Raw genomic sequence first — 17204 nt, forward strand, 5'->3', positions numbered from 1 at the left:
ACCCAACCGGTGTAACGTGCTCACCGAGACTCCCTCGCTCTTGAAGAACCATTCATGAAAAAGATTCCAATGTGGACGCGTACGCGTACCAGTGTGCTGAGTGCCCTATTTTTGATTTTTGGCATCATGCCGATCTCGCGAGGCGACGATTCGACGCTCGTCTTTGAGCCGAAATCGCCAGCCATCGGGAATATTGTATTGGTCTCGGGCGATGAGGAGTATCGCAGCGAGGAATCGATGCCGATGCTGGGCAAAATCCTCAGCCAACGACACGGGTTTCAATGCACCGTTGTCTTCTCGCTGTCCCCAGACGGCAGCTATATCGATCCCAATAATGCCGAGGGTTTACGAGGCTTGGCGGCGCTCGATAATGCTGACTTGATGATCATCGGCACCCGTTTTCGCCATCCCAGCAAGGATGAGGCCGAGCACATCACCAGGTTCATCAATGCCGGCAAGCCTGTCATCGGCATTCGCACTGCCACTCACGCTTTCAATGGAAAGGGTGACTTCGGCGGCAAAATCCCGTTCGGGCAATGGGGCCGTCAAATTCTGGGAGAACAGTGGGTCAGCCACCACGGCGGGCACAAGTCCCAAGGGGCCCGGGGCGTGATTGTGGACGCGAATGCGGACCATCCCATTTTGAACTCGGTTGACGATGTCTTTGCACCGAGTGATGTGTACGGCGTGACTCATTTGACCGCCGATGACACCATTCTGTTGCGGGCGGCCGTCACCGAGTCGTTGGATCCAAAGTCGAAGAATGTCCCAGGTGAGAAGAACGATCCGATGCAACCGTATGCCTGGCTGCACACCTACGAAGCTCCCAATGGGAACCACGGGCAAGCGTTCGCGACCACGTCCGGCGCGTCGGTCGATTTCGTCAACGAAGACTTGCGGCGTCTGATCGTCAACGCAGCCCTGTTCTTGACGGGACACGAGGTTCCGGCCAATGCCAACGTCGATTTCGTCGACCCGTTTCAGCCCACGTTCTACGGCTTTATCAACGAGCCCAATTTTTGGAAGAACGCCGACCGTCAGCCGCGCGATTACGGGCTGGGAGAGTCACCTGAACTGCCCGATCCCCCGGGCAGCCCTGAATGGCCGTAATGGGTTTTGTCGCGGGGGGACCCCCGGGTAAAAGGGGACCCCCGGGTAAAACACGTGGAACCGCTTCACGTGTTGGTTCCTCGGAGTGGCTCGTCAGACGCGAGGTCCACTCCTTTGGAAATCAGGCTGCGTGACCGGCGTAGCGACACGCGGCCTCAGGCAGCAACCTTCTGCATGGCGGCTTTCGCGACGGTGACGCATTGGCCAATCTCAGCGAGCGGGTTGCTGGGGTTCTCCTCATACTCCAGCGACAACGCACCGTTAGCAGGGAAGCCGACGTCCTGCATCGCGAAAAAGACGCCTTCGACGTCGAGGTGTCCCTTGCCCAAGACCACACCCTCGGTGTGTTCTTTCATGTCGGCAAAGTCCTTTAAGTGAACGCCGTACAATCGCCCCTTGAGCGAGCGAATGACGTCGACGGGTTGTTCGCCGGAGCGGATGTAGTGACCGAGGTCGGCGCAGGCACCGATCCGCTCGTCGTGACCCTCGATCGCCTTGAGGACATCGACCACGCGGTTGTAACGCGCTGCTGGACCGTGGTTGTGGATTGCAACGCGAATGTCGTACTCTTTGACGAGGTCGTCCAGGCTGTCAAAGGCAGCCGGATCCGGATCCGCTGTGATGGTCGGCACACCAAGGGCCTTCGCAAATTCAAACAGCTGGCGATTGGCAGCCGCATCGCCACCGAAATGGTTCACTCCATGGGCGGAGATCGACATCCCCAGGTCGGCCACACGCTTCCGAATGTCCGCAATTTGCTCGGGTGTCGAATTGACCGGCAGCATCCCGCTATAAAACTCAACTTGATCAAACCCGAGGTCCGCAGCGTGCTGCAACGCTTCGTTGACTTTGTAGCCGCGCAGCGAATACAGCTGGATGCCGAGTTTTGCCTGGGCGGGACCAGCGGCCAGGGCCGTCCGAGGTAGTGAGGCGGCTGCAACTGCTGCAGCGGTCGCCGCGAGCCATCGACGTCGAGTGAGTGACGGGGAATTCATAATGCGTTTCCTGCAGAATACGTTGGGGGTAAGGGAGTCCTAAACAGCATAACCGGGAGGCAACGCAATGACGAGTTACGCTGTCGCGAAAATGTCGGCGGCCCAGAACGCCCCCGGCTTGATGTTGCCGTGTCTCCGGCGCTACCAATGGCTCACAATCAATCGCCCGCCCGCTCACGCAGGATTTCGTCAATCGCGAGATAGTTGGCTTTAAACACGTCACCGGACTCTTTCAGCAGTTCCAGAATTTCGTCGACCGACTCCTGGGCAGCCGCGACGTCCTCGATGTGTTCGGCATAATAGGGGCCGGCCAGTGATAAGAACCCGCTTGGTCCCTGCTCAGCCATGACGCCGTTCTGCACCAGTCGCCCCGTTTCCCCTGTTTCGTTGTATTCGGCCACCATATCGATCAAACGATTTTGAACTGCCTGCACGATCAACGGCACCGCGTCGTCAACGTTCATGATGACGTCGAAAGCTTGGCGGTAGAACTGATCGTAATTTCGGAATAGGGGGTCGGTGAAGACTTTAACCGCAAACTGCACCGGAAAATCGAGCTTGCCCTCCGATCGCAGTTCAATCGCTGCGGTCAAAACATCGGGAGAAACTAACCATTTGGGCGGAGTCGGAAACCTCTGCGGTCTACTTGGGCCAACGATACTGTCGCCCATCATGCCACCGGACATCATCACCTCGTGCGGTGGTGGCGGAACAGTCTTACCGGTCACCGGGTCGACTTCACGTTGTTGCCATTGAGCGAGTGCCGTTTGCGTTTGGTCAACGACGTAATCGTCCAGCCATGTGGGCGCATCCACGCGCCCGTCGACTGCGTCAAGTATTAATCTGGCAGACGACCATTGTTGTTCCATTATCGAGTCGCCAAAGGTTTTGTCGTCGATGGGGTGACCTAAATTCACTAGCAATTGGGACAGTCGTTCACGCCCCGCAGGCGATTGCGCCATCTCATGGAAGTGCTCTGCCGAGGCTGCGATTGCGGTCGGTCCCTCGCTGACATCTCCCCGCACGCCTTTCAGGAAGTGGTCAAGCAGCATCACGGACGACAACCGCGCCCGATCATTGCCTTCCGCTAATTGTGTTTCGATCACGGCCAACCCGGGTGTGGGTAGGTAGTGATGAAAAGTGTCCATCAAGTAGCCCATGAACGCAGGTGCCGGGTCAGGTTGACTTGCTGAATCTCTACCAAACCCGCTGCGTGGCATATCAAACATCATCGTGCCATACCGACCCGCCCGCCCCAGTGTCTCCCGAGCGGCATCTTCGCGAAACGCTGTGTCACGTGAGAGCAACTCCATTGCACGCATGGCGGCGCCGATCTCCGTGATCTCTTGCTCGCGGTTGAAAATATCGACCCAGTGTTTGTAGTCTTCGCCTTTGTACAACTTCGTCGCTTCATTTGGTGCCGATGCATTCGCTGTGATGACTGGTTGAACTTCATCGTCGGCGACGACTTGCACTTTCGTATCCTTGCCATCCGTTTCCACGACGACGCTGCCGTGATCGGTCTTGATTTGAATGATGACGGTCGCCGCCAGTGCTGCCGCCGCAATCCATCCGGCCGCATAGAAACCGCCTGCGAGGCGACGTGTCTTGTGTGGTGGCGGTGGGACGCTGTTGTTCTCGCGCGCCGCCACGAGCGATCTCGGGATCACAGGAGTATCCTGTGATGGGGTCTGCTGCGCTCGTTCGAGTAATGTGTTCAAGTTCGCATCGCCGCACCAACGCTCGATTTTCTCTGCGACTTGATGGGCGGTGGGACGTCGCTCGGGGTTGCGGTCGAGCATCGTCGTGACCAAGTCACTCAGTGGCTTGTCGACATCATCGCAGCGTTTGGCCAGTGGTGGCAGTGTGCCACCGGTGATCGCCAGCACGCGGGCCGCGATCCCGCCATCGACCGCAAACGGCCACACGCCAGCGATCAAACGATACAGTGTGGCACCGAGTGAATACACGTCCGCAGATCCGCTGACCTGCCGGCTGTCGATTAACTGCTCCGGAGACATCGCGGGCAACGTGCCCATGATGTGCCCCGCAGTGGTTAATCGATCGTCGATGACAACGGGATCATCGCCGGCGAGCACCAATCCCAGGTCGAGCAGTTTGACGGTGCCACCGCCGATCAACATCATGTTGGATGGTTTGATATCACGGTGGACCAATCCGGAATCATGCACATGGACGAGAGCCAAGGCGGTTTGCCGAGCGATCTCGCAGGCATCGGCAACCGGGATCGTTCCAATCCGCTGGGCCACGCGACCGACGTCGAGTCCGTCCAAATATTCCATCACGAGGTAGTGCCAACCGGCATCGCAGCCGGCGTCGTCGGCGCGGACGATGCCGGCATGTGTCAGCGACGCGACCGCAGTCATCTCGCGATCGAAACGTTCCAGCCAACCGGGCTGGTCGACGCGGGCAGGCGGCAGCAGCTTGATAGCACATCGCCGCTTCAAACGTTCGTGTTGGGCCAGACACACCGTCGCCATGCCGCCGTGGCCGAGGGTGCCGAGAATGCGATACGGGCCGAGTTGTGACATCGGCGGCGGCGACGTCGCGATCAGACGCCCGACGGCGATTTGGCAGGCCGACTCGTTTTGCAGTGGGTCACCAGCGGCCGTGACCCACGCGGGACGCTCGGCAATTCGCCCGATCGCTGCCTGGCACTCGCTGCAACCATCCAAATGGTCGCTGGCGTTCTCGAACTGACGATTGTCGAGCTCGCCATCGAGGAAGCTCTGCCACCGCTCGGCGGAGAGACATGGTGATTTCGGTGCGGTCGCGATCATGATGCGGATGTCCTCGAAAAAGGGCCAGGCGGTTGTTTCCGCTCACACAACGAGAAGATTGGACACCCGGACTGAATTTTCTTCTACCGCTAACAAAACCCTATTCCTCGACGCCCTGCATTTCCTGCCTTAGCCGCCGCAGGACCCGAGCACGGGCCTTGTACACTGTCCAGCGAGACACGTGCATGTCTTCGGCGACTGCGGCGGTGTCGTGTCCTTCAACGACGACCCGGTAGAACATCGTCCATGTTTTGGGCTCGATCGACGCGCGAAGGATTTCCAACATCCGCAGTTGGATACTCCGCTTGTCATCGATGATTTCGCTGGGAGGATCAACCTGATCGGCGATATCCCACTCCACTCCGCCGATGGCAACGATGCCGCCGCGAGCGTCCACTCGCTGGCGATCTCGCATTTTGTTTTTCGCAATTGTCCACAGCCATCCACGAAACGTGGCATCGGCGCGTTCACCATCGAAGCGACCGATCGCGTGAGAGACGGCCATCAGCGTGTCCTGCATCACATCGGCTGCGTCGGCAGACTGGACGCCGCAGCGTCGGATCCAGCCATAGACCACTGGCCCATAGACTTGCACCAGCGTCTGCCAACCATCGTCACTGCCCGCTTGAGCGCGTTCGAGCAGCGAACGATGAGTTGATGGTTCATCAGCGGTGCGCGGCGAGTTCAAAGTTAAAATCCACGGATGGACGGTGCGATCACACGCGTATTGGTTTACTGCCCTTTATACACCCGGTCGACGTACTTCGTGTCGACGCTACCGTCGAGGAACGCTTTGTCCTTGAGAATCCACTGATGGAAGGGGACGGTCGTTGAGATACCTTCGACCTGCAGTTCGCGAAGAGCGCGGAGCATGGTGGCGATGGCGAGCTCACGGGTGGGGCGATGGACAATCAGCTTGCCGATCATGGAATCGTAGTAGGGCGGCACCGTATAGCCGGTGGTGACATGCGAATCAAATCGCACGCCCAGTCCGCCGGGAGCGAACATCGACTCGATCTTGCCCGGGCACGGCTGGAAGTTCTTCTTGGGATCTTCGGCGTTGATCCGGCATTCGATCGCCACGCCGTTGACCTGAAGATCGTGCTGGGCAAAAGACAGGGGTTCCCCGGCAGCAACGCGAATTTGTTCTTGGATCAAGTCGACGCCAGTGATCATTTCGGATACTGGATGTTCGACTTGAATGCGCGCGTTGACCTCGATGAAGTAGAAGTTGTAGTCCTTGTCAACGATGAACTCGACGGTGCCGGCGCCGGCATAGTCGGCGCCGGCGATCATGCGTACCGCGGCACCGCAGATTGCATCGCGGCAATCCTGCGGCAGATCAGGGCTGGGGGCTTCCTCGAGAAGTTTTTGGTGCCGTCGCTGGACGCTGCAGTCACGTTCAAATAGGTGGCAAACATTGCCATGAGTGTCCGCGATGACTTGGACTTCGATGTGACGCGGGTTCTCGACGAATTTCTCAAGATAGACGCCACCGTTTCCAAACGCTGCGATCGCTTCGTTGCGGGCGGCCTCGAGTTGGCTGACGAGGACTTCTTCGTTTTCGGCGACTCGCATGCCCTTGCCACCGCCACCGGCGGTCGCTTTGATCAGGACTGGGTACCCAATTTCCTGGGCCACCGGGGCGGCGCGCGTGAAATCGGTGATCAACCCGTCACTCCCGGGCACGACGGGGACGTTTTGGGCAACGGCCATGCTGCGGGCGGTGTTCTTGTCCCCGAGTTTTTCCATCGCGGTGGGTGAGGGGCCGATGAATTCAAAACCGCTGCTGCGGCACATCTCATTGAACTGAGCGTTCTCCGCCAGAAAACCGTAGCCCGGGTGGATGGCGTCGGCACCGGAGACTTCCGCCGCAGCGATGATCCGGTCGGTTTTGAGATAGCTGTCGGCACTGCGGGCGGTGCCAACACAGATGGACCGATCGGCCAGCTTCACGTGCATGGAGTCGGCATCGGCTTGGCTGAAAACGGCCACCGATTCGATGCCCATTTCACGGCAGGCGCGGATGATGCGCAGCGCAATTTCGCCTCGATTGGCGATCAAGATTCGTTGAAACATCGCTCAGCTACCGGTCTGGATGCGGAAGAGGGGCTTGTTGAAGTCGACGGGTTCCTGATCACCGACGAGCACTTCAACAATTTTACCGCTGCATTCGGCGGGAATCTCGTTGAACACCTTCATCGCTTCGACAATGCACACGACAGTGTCTTCGTTGACCTGGTCGCCGACTTTGACAAATGGCGGTGTCTCGGGGTTCGCTCGCGCGTAAAACGTGCCCACCATGGGTGAATTGATGGTGATCGTGCCGGCCGTGGAGGCTGCTGCATCGGCGCCTGCGGGGGCCGGTGCCGCCGCGACTGGGGCGGGGGCTGGCGCCGCGACCGGGGGAGCCCCGGCGGGATAAGCAGTCGGTACGGGCTGGGAACCGCCACGGGTCAATCGGATGCGATCCTCGGCCTGTTGCAGATCCACTTCGCTGAGTTCGTGCTGCTCCATCAACTCCACGATCTGGCGAATGCGGTCGATGTCAAAAACGTCGCCCTGTCCGGTCGCTGAGCGAGATTTTGTCCCCTGAGGGGATTTTGAGCCAACGCTCTTGGTGGACGAGCCGCGTTTGGGCGAATCAGCAGTCATGCGAAAAGCCTGGGTTTCAAAACGAAAGGATAGAGGGGCGTGGGGATTCAGACCGGTGTTTTACATTACCAGCGGGCAATCATCGAGACCCTTGGGCAAGTCGCTGAGCAATTCGCAGCCGGTATCGGTGACCAAGAGATCGTCTTCGATGCGGATGCCGAATTCCCCCTCAAAATAAACTCCCGGCTCGACAGTCAGCACCATGCCGCTGCGGAGCGTGTCCGTGCAGGCGGGACCCATCCGCGGATCTTCGTGAATTTGCAGTCCAAAGCCGTGTCCGAGGCCGTGGCTGAAGGCCTCGGCAAACCCGGCTTTGGCCAATACGGCGCGGGCGGCTGAGTCGACCGCGACCCCCTCGACGCCATCGCGAATCGTGGCGATCGCCGCGAGTTGGGCCTCCAAAACGGCCTGGTAGGCGGCTTCGAAGCGGTCCGAGTTGGCGGACTTGGTGCCCGGACGGTGCAATGTGCGGGTCAGATCGCTGCAGTATCCGTCGACTTTGGCACCCCAATCGATCAACAGCGTGCGACATTCGCCCAAGGGCATGTTGCCCGGTCGATAATGCGGGAGAGCCCCGCTCGGTTCGGCACCCACGATCGGATGAAACGACACGCCCTCGGCGCCGAGCTGCCGCATCGTGGCCTCCAGCTCGTAATAGATGTCTTGCTCGGTTTTGGTCGGTTTGAAGTTCGCGGTCACCGTCTTGAAGGCCTGTTGGGCAATCGCGATGGATTGCCGAATCGTGGCGATTTCGGAGCGGTCTTTGATGGCGCGGAGGTTCTCGACGATCGCGGATGTCTCGACCCAAGTCATCTCGGGAAGCTTTTCCTGCCAATCTCGCAGCATTGCGATCGAGACGTGTCCGGCTTCGATGCCAATCCCGCGCAGATCCTGAGACGAAGCCACTTCGGCAAAGAGCTCGCCGATTTTCTGGCTCGGCGGGCGGATGGCTGCGGGTAGCGACGGGCACTCTTGAGCGAGTTGGACTTGATAGCGTCCGTCCGAAAGTATCGTCGCACTCGCATTGGGCTGAATCAATAGCCACGAGCTATCGCCGGTGAACCCACTGAGGTAGCGGACGTTGATTTCGTCGACAATCAACATAGCGTCAACGTCGAGATCGGCGAGCGAGGCGGCCAAGCGAGAGATGCGATCAGTCATTGGAGAAGCTGCTGGCTTTTAGCGATTAGCTGCGAGCTATTTTAAGGAGGAGTGGCTGGTGAAGAGCACGCGGCGTCGCAAAATGGAGGGTGCCAGAGGAGGCCGTGTTCTGTTGTTTTGTAACCGACCGGCCAATCGTTATGGAAGGCAGGGGCGGGCGAAGAGAGCTCGTCGCGACAGGCGATCCGCGAGTAGCGAGCAAAAAAAACGCCACTGACGCGAGCGGGCAAGCGTCAGTGGCGTTTTTAAGCGAGGCGTTGAATCGGTTGGTCCTTAGACCAACTCTTTCTTGGCACCGACGAGAGTTCGCAAACGTTCGGCGAGCAAGTGCGCGTCGAATGGTTTCTTGAACGTTTCGTTGATGCTGCTGCGATCGAAGCTCATCGGTTGGCCGTCATCGGGCAACAACGCAATCAGCACAATATCGGTGAAGTCGACGTTCTTCCGCAGGTTCTGACAGATCTGGACCGCTTCGATCTTGCCGATCGAGAAGTCCACGATGATGCAGTCTGGGTTGAAACTCTCGGCTTGTATCCCGGCTTCGAAACCGCTCGCCGCGACAGCGACTTTGAACGATTTTTCAGGGGGTAACTCGCGCTTTAAATTTTCGATCAATACCTGATCCTGGGCGACGATCAGGCACTTTGCCATCGCTTCGTCTTCCAGGTCGCCCAGCGGCATGCCGTGCTCTTTCAGGAATTTGATCAGATATTCTCTCGGAATCCGTCGATCTTGCGATCCTGGAATCCGGTAACCTTTTAAACGCCCCGAGTCAAACCATTTGCTAACGGTTCTCGGGGCAACTTTACAGATCTTTGCGACCTGACCAGTTGTGAAGACCTTCATTCTAGGTGCTCCAAACGCCTCGTTGATTCATCCCTTGAGAACATGGTGCGTCGGTAACCATGTTCTCGATGGCCCGTGGTCGTTCGTCCGATCGTTTGTCAGTGAGACTGGGGTTTGCGGTGGGTCGCAATCAGTTTGCACCAAACGATTTTCAAAACGCTGGGTCTGGGCCAGCCGGCTCGCATCCTGCTGAACGCTTTGCCGAAGTGGGATCCTCGCTGTTGATAAATGTAAATATGAGGTGGCTCATCCACGCGGGTACGTGAATGTTAGGGGGGGATTGTAGATGCCGCTTGTCGCTCCTCTGTCTGCGAGCCATTCTCGGCCGAGACCGATTCTTGACCGCATTGACAACCTGATCAGCAGGTCGTCGGCGGTAAAAATCAATGACTCGACTTCAAACGTCCGTACAGGATTGCTCATCGACCGTGTTCCGGTTCTCCGCATCGACCACCGCACCGTCAGACCAAAGTCTGGTGGCGAGGCTTGGCGATGCGAAGCAACGCGAACACGTTTCCCAGAATTCCCCCCTGGGTGTCCGTCGACCTTCGCTGTTCTCTTCGATAACCTACCGGGGCAGAAAATCGAAGGGAAAGTGAAAGTGTCCTTCCAAGGCTTAGTGTCGAGCAAAACCGGGGTAACTCTTTAATGCGTTTCAGCAGGAATTATCACTATCAGCGGATCAAGCGGCTAACTGCCGTGATTTGCAAGTCAAGATCAATCGACACGCGGAGAATTTTTCCACCAAACGTTACGACGTAACCAAGCCGTGGTCGGTTCCCTCGCCCCAAGTTCCGAAATCGCTTTATTTCATAGTTTTTTCACAATCAGGATGGATTTCATGAGTCGCTCGGACCCGCCCAGCTCGACGCATTTCGATGAAGCCGGCCACGCTCAGATGGTTGATGTCACCGGCAAAACCGTCACCGCACGCCTCGCCACGGCCTCCTCGACCATTCGCATGAACCCAGCCGCGGCGGCCGCCCTCCGGTCAGGCACCAGCCGCAAGGGGGATGTTCTCGGCGTCGCCCGCATCGCAGCTATCGGTGCGGCCAAGTCGACGTCGACCCTGATCCCGCTGTGTCATGCGATCCCGATTGAAGGCGTTGAAGTGCAGTTTCAGTGGCTGGCAGGCGTGGGCAGCGCAATCGATGCAGGCGTGAGCAGCGCAGCAGGAGTGAACGCGGAATCGACCCTGGAATCGCTGCGATGCAGTGCGACGGTGCGGACGACCGCGAAAACGGGAGTGGAAATGGAAGCCCTCACGGCCGCCTCCGTGGCGGCACTGACCGTTTACGACATGCTAAAGAGCGTTGATCGGGCAATGGAGATTATCGAAACTCGATTGGACTTTAAATCTGGGGGCAAGTCTGGCATCTTCTCGCGAGATTGACACGCCCGCTGAGTTGTCCTCCGTGCTCGGAAAGCGGTTTGACACCTAGGAAGGATCAAAATCGCTCGGTGTTTCGAGCTGATGGGGAATTCTTTCAACGCGATCGCCGCGGCGAGCCGGGCGACCCTCCACTCGATATCACGCTTCTAACCTGCTCGCGTTGCTATGCACCCATCCATTGCCGCCACCTCGCGTACTGTCCCTACCTCAACCGCCGGCCAGGAGGAGAAAACCTCTACCGCCAACGCGATGCAGCGGGTCTACGCACCGGTGGCCGACCACCTCTCTGCCGTCGACGAGCGACTGCACCGCGAACTGCAATCTCGCTATGAAGCCATCGTGCCGGTGTTGCGGCACGGCACACAGCTCGGTGGCAAGCGATTACGGCCCGCGCTGTTGCTGCTCTGTGCGACTGCGACGGAGCATCACTGCGCGGCGAAAGTGTCGCCTCACGCCCCATGCACCGATCGCCATGCCCTGACGGATGACCACATCACGATGGCAACCGTTGTCGAGATGGTGCATACCGCGACGCTGGTTCATGATGATGTGCTCGACCACGCCACCACACGTCGACATGCTCCCACGATCAATGCGAAATGGAACGATGACACCAGCATTCTGCTGGGTGATTATCTGTTCGCGCAAAGCTTTTATCTGGCCGCGACGCTACCGTCGACACAGGCCTGTCGCTGGGTTGGCAAGGCCGCCCAACAGGTATGTGAGGGGGAACTGCGACAAATCCTCAGCCGCGACTGGCTGGACATCGACGAAGAAACCTATCTCGATATCTTGCGTGGCAAGACGGCGGAGTTGACGAGCGTGGCCTGTCGGCTCGGGGGCAGTCTCTCCGGTGGTGACGACGCGCTCGTCGCGGCGCTGAGTGTCTACGGCAACGACCTCGGCATCGCATTTCAGATCGCCGACGACTACCTGGACCTGTGGGGCAACCCGCACGAAATCGGCAAAACGCTTGGCACCGATCTCGCTCAGGGCAAGATCACACTGCCGTTGATTCGTCTGCTGCGTCACCAGGATCCGTCCATCGCCGCCCAGGCGAGCGATGCACTCGGCGCCTCCCCCGAGGACCGCCTCGCTCGAATTCTCCCGTTGTTGAGTAACAGCGACGCAGCGGAATATACTCGCCAGGTCGCGGACCGTTTTCGCTGCTCAGCGATCGCCGCGATCGAGCATCTGGCACCCTCGCCCGCTCTCGACTCCCTGATCGAAATCGCGAACTTCTCCGTCGGCCGGCGAATTTGAGATCTTTCCCATCCCACCCGCACTCCAGAACCTCCCATGCTCCGCTTCGGTGCCGTTTCTTACCTCAACACCAAACCGCTGATCGAGACCCTGCCGCAGCGTCTCGCTGGCTGGGGCTCGCTGCGGCTGGATCTCCCCTCGCGGCTGGCCACCGATTTGGCCCACGGCGCGCTCGACGTGGCGTTGATCCCGAGTGTTGAGTATTTTCGACATCGCGATCAGTATGAAATCGTCTCCGATGCCGCGATCGCCTGTCGTGGTCCCGTCTGGAGCGTGCGATTGCTCAGCCGTGTCCCCGTGCAAGACATCCGGACGCTCGCTCTGGATGAAGGCAGTCGCACTTCTGCGGCGATGGCGCAAGTCCTGCTCTGGGAAATGCACGGCGTGCGTCCCACCACGGTCCCATTCCCAATCGGAGCGGCTGCCGAGGACGTCGCCGCCGACGCGGTGCTGATGATTGGTGACCGGGCCATGCACCCGCCCCATGGCGTCTACCACGAGATCTGGGATCTCGGTGATCGCTGGTGTCGCTGGACCGAGCTGCCGTTCGTTTTCGCAATGTGGGTGGCACGCCGCTGTGTCACCGCGGATGCCACGCAGCGCAACCGGATCGCCGAAACGCTCAGTCTGTCCCGGGACGAAGGCGGAGAGTGCCTGGAAGCCATTGCGATTCGTGAAGCGGCGGCACATGGTTTGACGAATGAAGACCTACACCGTTACTTTGCTGAGAACCTGCACTTCCATCTCGGTACCCGCGAGCGTGCAGGACTCGACCTGTTCCGCCAGAAATCAGAGGCCACTGGATTGATTCCGACTGAAAATATGACTACCGCTACTGTCTCCAATTCGTCCTCCATCCGCCGCATCCTCGATAAAGCCGTCTCTGGCACGCGCTTGGACGACGCCGATGCGATCGCCCTGCTGCAGTCTCACGACCTCGCCGCCCTCGGCGCAGCCGCCGAAACGGTTTCGCGGCAAAAGCATCCCGAGTCCTATCGAACCTACAATATCGACCGGAACATCAACTACACAAATGTCTGCACGGCGGTGTGTGATTTCTGTGCGTTCTATCGAGGCCCGAAAAGCGATGAGGGCTACGTGCTGTCCCGCGAAGTACTGCTCCAGAAAATCCAAGAAACCGTCGATCTCGGCGGCAACCAAATCTTGTTGCAGGGGGGACTGCACCCCAAATACAAACTGGATTGGTACGAGGAGATGCTCAGCGAGATCAAATCGCGATTCCCCAGCGTCAACATCCACGGATTCTCACCGCCCGAACTGCATCACTTTACGAAACTCAATCGACTGTCGATTACCGAAGTTCTGACCCGGCTCAAGGCTGCGGGACTGGGCAGTATCCCGGGCGGCGGTGCGGAGATCCTAACCGACCGGGTGCGCGGTGAGATCACCCGTGGCAAGGTGATGACGGACGATTGGCTCGGTGTGATGCGGGCATGGCATGAACTGGGCGGCGTCAGCTCGGCAACGATGATGTTCGGACACGTCGAAACGCTCGCCGAACGCGTCGAGCACCTGCGCCGGCTACGCGACCTGCAGGACGAAACGAGCGGGTTCACTGCCTTCATCTGTTGGACGTTCCAGCCCGAGCACACTCAGATGAGCGAAATCCCCAAATTGGGATCGTTCGAGTACCTGAAGATGCTGGCGGTGGCCCGCTTGTACCTCGACAATATCCCGAACCTGCAGAGCAGTTGGGTGACTCAGGGACTCAAAATCGGCCAGATGGCGTTGATGTTCGGGGCCAACGACATGGGCAGTCTAATGATAGAGGAGAACGTCGTCGCCGAAGCCGGCACGGTGCACTATCTGTCCTTGCAAGAGATCCGCAGCGCGATCGAAGAACACGGTTTCCAAGCCCGCCAACGCGACGTGTTCTACAACCTCGTCGAAGAGGAACTCGAACAGAAAGCGATTGCAGCGAATGCAAACGCCAGCGCCCGCGAATTGGTGCAGATGTCGCTGTAGTCGAGCGAGCACGTATTGGGCAACGGATCGGTGCGGAGGGCGAGTGGCAATCGCATGCCCTGTGACGTCGACCAACAGGCTAGCGAACTTCCCGGCACTTCCCCTGTTTGGTAACGCGGGCGTTTGTGGGCAACGCGGCTTCTCATTCATCGTCACACGCTGCGTTGATGGCGGTGACGTCGAGAACTCCCGCTGGGCGGCACCGTCGACGGCTGGATCCCGGCTTCAACGGGATTCCGAATCCAGCTCTCTCGCCGGCCAACGGGGTCACCGTTGGCGTGCCTTGCCTCATTGTCGCTGCCACCTCTGTTCCCGTTTCCGCCGTGGCATCACGCCTGGAACATCGACGTGGACGCCGCTTCGGTTCCGTTACGACTCGTCATCGACCACGGCTTCGGTTTTGCCGGCTTTGAGGCGCAGGAAGGAATCGAGGAATCCTTGCAGCTCGCTGCCGTTGATCACGCTTTCGAAATTCCCGACATAGTGTCCGGTGCGCGAATCTTTGACGCGTTGATCGGGGTGCAGGAAATAGTTGCGGATCTGGCTACCGAATCCAGTTTTGGCTTGGCCGGCGTATTTCGATGCCTCCTCGACTTCGCGTCGTTCTTCTTCGATTCGTGCCATCTTTGCACGCAACATCTTCCACGCCGTGTCCCGGTTTTGGTGTTGGCTGCGTTCGTTCTGGCACTGCACGACGGTGTTGGTGGGGATGTGGGTCAATCGTACCGCGCTATCGGTTTTGTTGACGTGCTGTCCGCCCGCGCCACCGGCTCGGTAGGTGTCCTCCCGCACATCCTTCTTCTCGATGTCAATGATGATGGAGTCATCGATCTCCGGCGACACGCTGACGGCCGCAAAGCTGGTTTGGCGTTTGCTCTCGCTGTTGAATGGGCTGATTCGGACGAGCCTGTGCATCCCTTCTTCGCCTTTGAGGTATCCGTACGCCATGGGCCCTCGGATGGCGATTGAAGCGCGATTGATCCCCGCCTCCTCATTTTCGTGCCGGTCGAGCAGTTCAATCTTGTACCCTTCGCCAACCGCCCAGGCGGAATACATCCGGAGCATCATGTCGGCCCAGTCATTGGCGTCGGTGCCGCCGTCGCGTGCATTGATCTGCAGGATCGCGCCAGCAGCATCGTGGGGGCCGTTCAGTAGGGCCTTCAGTTCGAGATCATCGAGAACACCCTCGAGCCGTTTGATTTCGGTGCTAACCTCTAGCTCGATGGAGGGGTCTTCGTCTGCCATCTCGAACAAGGCACCGAGATCGGTTGCGGATTCGGCGAGGTCGTCGAGCGGTCCCACAATGCCCTTGAGCGCCTTCAGCTGCATCACGACCTTTTGTGCGGACTCGCTGTTGTCCCAGAAGTCTGGGGCCGCCATCTGGCTCTCAATCGCTTGGATCTTTTCGTTCTTGCCAGCGTGGTCAAAGAGAGTCCTGTAGTTGTTTCAAGCGAGCGACGATCGATTTACTGCGGTGGGTCAGTTCAGCGTCCATGACGAATCAGGCTCAATGGGTATGATAGGGACAGGTTTTCAATGTTTGTGTGGTTCTCTCACCGGGTTATTTATACATGTCTCGTGTCGTTCTTGCGATGAGTGGCGGGGTGGATTCGAGCGTCGCGGCGCACCTGCTCACCCAGGCGGGTCATGAGGTGATCGGCGTGTTCATGCGGCACGGTGAGGCCTCGGCATCAGCGTGCCGGATCAGCAGCGACGATGCCGCCGACGCCAATCCGCTGGGGCTCCCCGTGCTCGGTGGCGTCTCGTCGGGGGCCGCTGCCTCCGGCAAACGGGCCGATCACAAACAGGGTTGCTGCAGTGCTACCGATGCTGCTGACGCGCGCCGGGTGGCGATGTCGATGGACATCCCGTTCTATTCACTCGATCTGCAGGAAGACTTTCGCAAGATCGTTGATTACTTCGTCGACGATTATCTCAATGCGCGCACGCCGAATCCCTGCGTGAAATGCAATCACTGGATCAAATTTGGCAAGCTGTTTGACTATGCCGATGGGGTCGATGCGGATTTCGTCGCGACCGGCCATTACGCGAGAATGCAGCACGTTGATGGCTCGCAGCGGCTGCTGCGGGGACTCGATGACGGCAAAGACCAGTCGTATGCTCTGTTCGGCATCGGCCGTGAGCGTCTGTCCCGGATGATGCTGCCGGTCGGGGATTTTGAGAAGTCCGAGATCCGCGAAATGGCAGCGTCGCTGGGGTTGGGCGTCTCGGAGAAAAAGGACAGCCAAGAGATCTGTTTCGTGACCCAGGGGCACCACAGCGATTTTGTGAAGTCGCGGCGTCCTGACCGCGTCGGCACAACGGCGGGCGATTTCGTGACGACCGATGGCCGCGTCGTCGGCCAGCACGACGGTTTCGAAGCGTTCACGATCGGCCAGCGAAAAGGATTGGGGATCGCTTTGGGGACACCTCATTTCGTGGTCCGAATCGAAGCCGACACACGGCGGGTTGTGCTCGGCAGCCCTGCAGAACTGCTCGCCCCGGGACTGGAGGCCGATCAAGCGAATTGGTTGATCGACCCGCACGACCTTCCCGAGCTCGTCAGCGTGCAGATTCGCTACAACGGCAGTCCCTATGCCGCCCGCGTTCAACTCAACGCCGACGACCCGACTCGCTTCACCGTCCGTTTCTGCGAACCGCAATCCGCTGTCGCGCCCGGTCAAGCCGCGGTGGTCTACGACGGCGAGCAAGTCCTCGGCGGCGGTTGGATCGTAGGTGCTGCGACCTGATAAACGGCCTCTGCTGGTAGAGCTTCTCTTGTGAACTTGATTGATGCCACGATTGACTAAAACCTCACATCGAGTTGGGCTGCGGCAGAATTCCAGCAACTTCGCAAAACGCCAGTATCGAGTTGAGCCTTAGGAAACGTGTGGGGCTTCGGGACAGGCTTACTGCTAGTTCAGAAAATTACATCGTTTTTTCGTGACACATGCGGTTTTTGAATGTCCATAACAGTAGTCTTTCTGTGCGTGA

Annotated in this window: 13 protein-coding genes and 1 pseudogene; 6 read left to right on the forward strand and 8 right to left on the reverse strand. The window is 58.9% G+C overall.

Features of this window, described 5'->3' with window-relative positions; genetic code table 11:
- Positions 1-54 precede the first annotated feature (54 nt).
- Entirely contained in the window at positions 55-1110 is a 1056-nt protein-coding gene (locus SH410x_RS04540) for a ThuA domain-containing protein (RefSeq protein ID WP_473675020.1), read from the forward strand.
- A 155-nt stretch (positions 1111-1265) separates the two neighbouring features.
- Here the strand turns inward: SH410x_RS04540 and SH410x_RS04545 are convergent, their stop codons facing one another.
- The 7 genes from SH410x_RS04545 to SH410x_RS04575 form a co-directional block, all read right to left on the reverse strand.
- Entirely contained in the window at positions 1266-2105 is an 840-nt protein-coding gene (locus SH410x_RS04545; RefSeq protein WP_473675021.1) for a sugar phosphate isomerase/epimerase family protein, read from the reverse strand.
- Between the two features lie 158 nt (positions 2106-2263).
- A complete protein-coding gene (locus tag SH410x_RS04550; protein WP_473675023.1) occupies positions 2264-4906 on the reverse strand; it encodes a serine/threonine protein kinase in 2643 nt (880 codons plus the stop codon).
- A gap of 100 nt (positions 4907-5006) precedes the next feature.
- On the reverse strand, positions 5007-5594 hold the full coding sequence (locus tag SH410x_RS04555) for an RNA polymerase sigma factor (protein WP_473675024.1): 588 nt from the start codon (positions 5592-5594) through the stop codon (positions 5007-5009).
- Between the two features lie 44 nt (positions 5595-5638).
- The gene (accC, locus tag SH410x_RS04560) at positions 5639-6985 is read right to left on the reverse strand and encodes an acetyl-CoA carboxylase biotin carboxylase subunit (protein WP_473675026.1); all 1347 of its coding nucleotides are present in this window, start codon (positions 6983-6985) and stop codon (positions 5639-5641) included.
- Positions 6986-6988: 3 nt separating this feature from the next.
- The gene (accB, locus tag SH410x_RS04565) at positions 6989-7561 is read right to left on the reverse strand and encodes an acetyl-CoA carboxylase biotin carboxyl carrier protein (RefSeq protein ID WP_473675028.1); all 573 of its coding nucleotides are present in this window, start codon (positions 7559-7561) and stop codon (positions 6989-6991) included.
- A gap of 60 nt (positions 7562-7621) precedes the next feature.
- Positions 7622-8722, reverse strand: a complete 1101-nt coding sequence (locus SH410x_RS04570) for a M24 family metallopeptidase (RefSeq protein ID WP_473675030.1) — start codon at positions 8720-8722, stop codon at positions 7622-7624.
- A 273-nt stretch (positions 8723-8995) separates the two neighbouring features.
- Positions 8996-9568, reverse strand: coding sequence for a helix-turn-helix domain-containing protein (locus tag SH410x_RS04575; protein ID WP_473675032.1), 573 nt, complete (start codon positions 9566-9568; stop codon positions 8996-8998).
- Between the two features lie 841 nt (positions 9569-10409).
- Here SH410x_RS04575 and moaC point away from each other — a divergent pair.
- The 4 genes and pseudogenes from moaC (at position 10410) to mqnC (ending at position 14210) form a co-directional block, all read left to right on the forward strand.
- A complete protein-coding gene (moaC, locus tag SH410x_RS04580; protein WP_473675034.1) occupies positions 10410-10961 on the forward strand; it encodes a cyclic pyranopterin monophosphate synthase MoaC in 552 nt (183 codons plus the stop codon).
- A gap of 249 nt (positions 10962-11210) precedes the next feature.
- Positions 11211-12224, forward strand: coding sequence for a polyprenyl synthetase family protein (locus SH410x_RS04585; protein WP_473677240.1), 1014 nt, complete (start codon positions 11211-11213; stop codon positions 12222-12224).
- 36 nt (positions 12225-12260) lie between these two features.
- A pseudogene (locus SH410x_RS04590) lies at positions 12261-13004 on the forward strand (menaquinone biosynthetic enzyme MqnA/MqnD family protein); the annotation flags it as partial.
- Between the two features lie 42 nt (positions 13005-13046).
- A complete protein-coding gene (mqnC, locus tag SH410x_RS04595; RefSeq protein ID WP_473677241.1) occupies positions 13047-14210 on the forward strand; it encodes a cyclic dehypoxanthinyl futalosine synthase in 1164 nt (387 codons plus the stop codon).
- A gap of 369 nt (positions 14211-14579) precedes the next feature.
- Here mqnC and prfB read toward each other — a convergent pair.
- Positions 14580-15705, reverse strand: a protein-coding gene (gene prfB, locus SH410x_RS04600; RefSeq protein WP_473675036.1) for a peptide chain release factor 2 whose coding sequence is annotated in 2 segments (ribosomal slippage) — positions 14580-15635 and positions 15637-15705 — 1125 coding nt in all. Because the reading frame shifts where the segments join, the coding sequence is not laid out codon by codon here.
- Between the two features lie 76 nt (positions 15706-15781).
- Between prfB and mnmA the strand changes: the two genes are divergently transcribed.
- Positions 15782-16960, forward strand: a complete 1179-nt coding sequence (gene mnmA / locus SH410x_RS04605) for a tRNA 2-thiouridine(34) synthase MnmA (protein ID WP_473675038.1) — start codon at positions 15782-15784, stop codon at positions 16958-16960.
- Positions 16961-17204 lie beyond the last annotated feature (244 nt).

This window comes from Rhodopirellula sp. SH410, assembly GCF_055811895.1.

What these genes read in the sequence shown, in the direction of transcription:
- SH410x_RS04540 (WP_473675020.1), top strand. Translation starts at nt 55, where the DNA reads ATGAAAAAGATTCCAATGTGGACGCGTACGCGTACCAGTGTGCTGAGT.
- SH410x_RS04545 (WP_473675021.1), bottom strand. Translation starts at nt 2,105, where the DNA reads ATGAATTCCCCGTCACTCACTCGACGTCGATGGCTCGCGGCGACCGCT.
- SH410x_RS04550 (WP_473675023.1), bottom strand. Translation starts at nt 4,906, where the DNA reads ATGATCGCGACCGCACCGAAATCACCATGTCTCTCCGCCGAGCGGTGG.
- accC (WP_473675026.1), bottom strand. Translation starts at nt 6,985, where the DNA reads ATGTTTCAACGAATCTTGATCGCCAATCGAGGCGAAATTGCGCTGCGC.
- accB (WP_473675028.1), bottom strand. Translation starts at nt 7,561, where the DNA reads ATGACTGCTGATTCGCCCAAACGCGGCTCGTCCACCAAGAGCGTTGGC.
- SH410x_RS04570 (WP_473675030.1), bottom strand. Translation starts at nt 8,722, where the DNA reads ATGACTGATCGCATCTCTCGCTTGGCCGCCTCGCTCGCCGATCTCGAC.
- SH410x_RS04575 (WP_473675032.1), bottom strand. Translation starts at nt 9,568, where the DNA reads ATGAAGGTCTTCACAACTGGTCAGGTCGCAAAGATCTGTAAAGTTGCC.
- moaC (WP_473675034.1), top strand. Translation starts at nt 10,410, where the DNA reads ATGAGTCGCTCGGACCCGCCCAGCTCGACGCATTTCGATGAAGCCGGC.
- SH410x_RS04585 (WP_473677240.1), top strand. Translation starts at nt 11,211, where the DNA reads ATGCAGCGGGTCTACGCACCGGTGGCCGACCACCTCTCTGCCGTCGAC.
- mqnC (WP_473677241.1), top strand. Translation starts at nt 13,047, where the DNA reads ATGACTACCGCTACTGTCTCCAATTCGTCCTCCATCCGCCGCATCCTC.
- mnmA (WP_473675038.1), top strand. Translation starts at nt 15,782, where the DNA reads ATGTCTCGTGTCGTTCTTGCGATGAGTGGCGGGGTGGATTCGAGCGTC.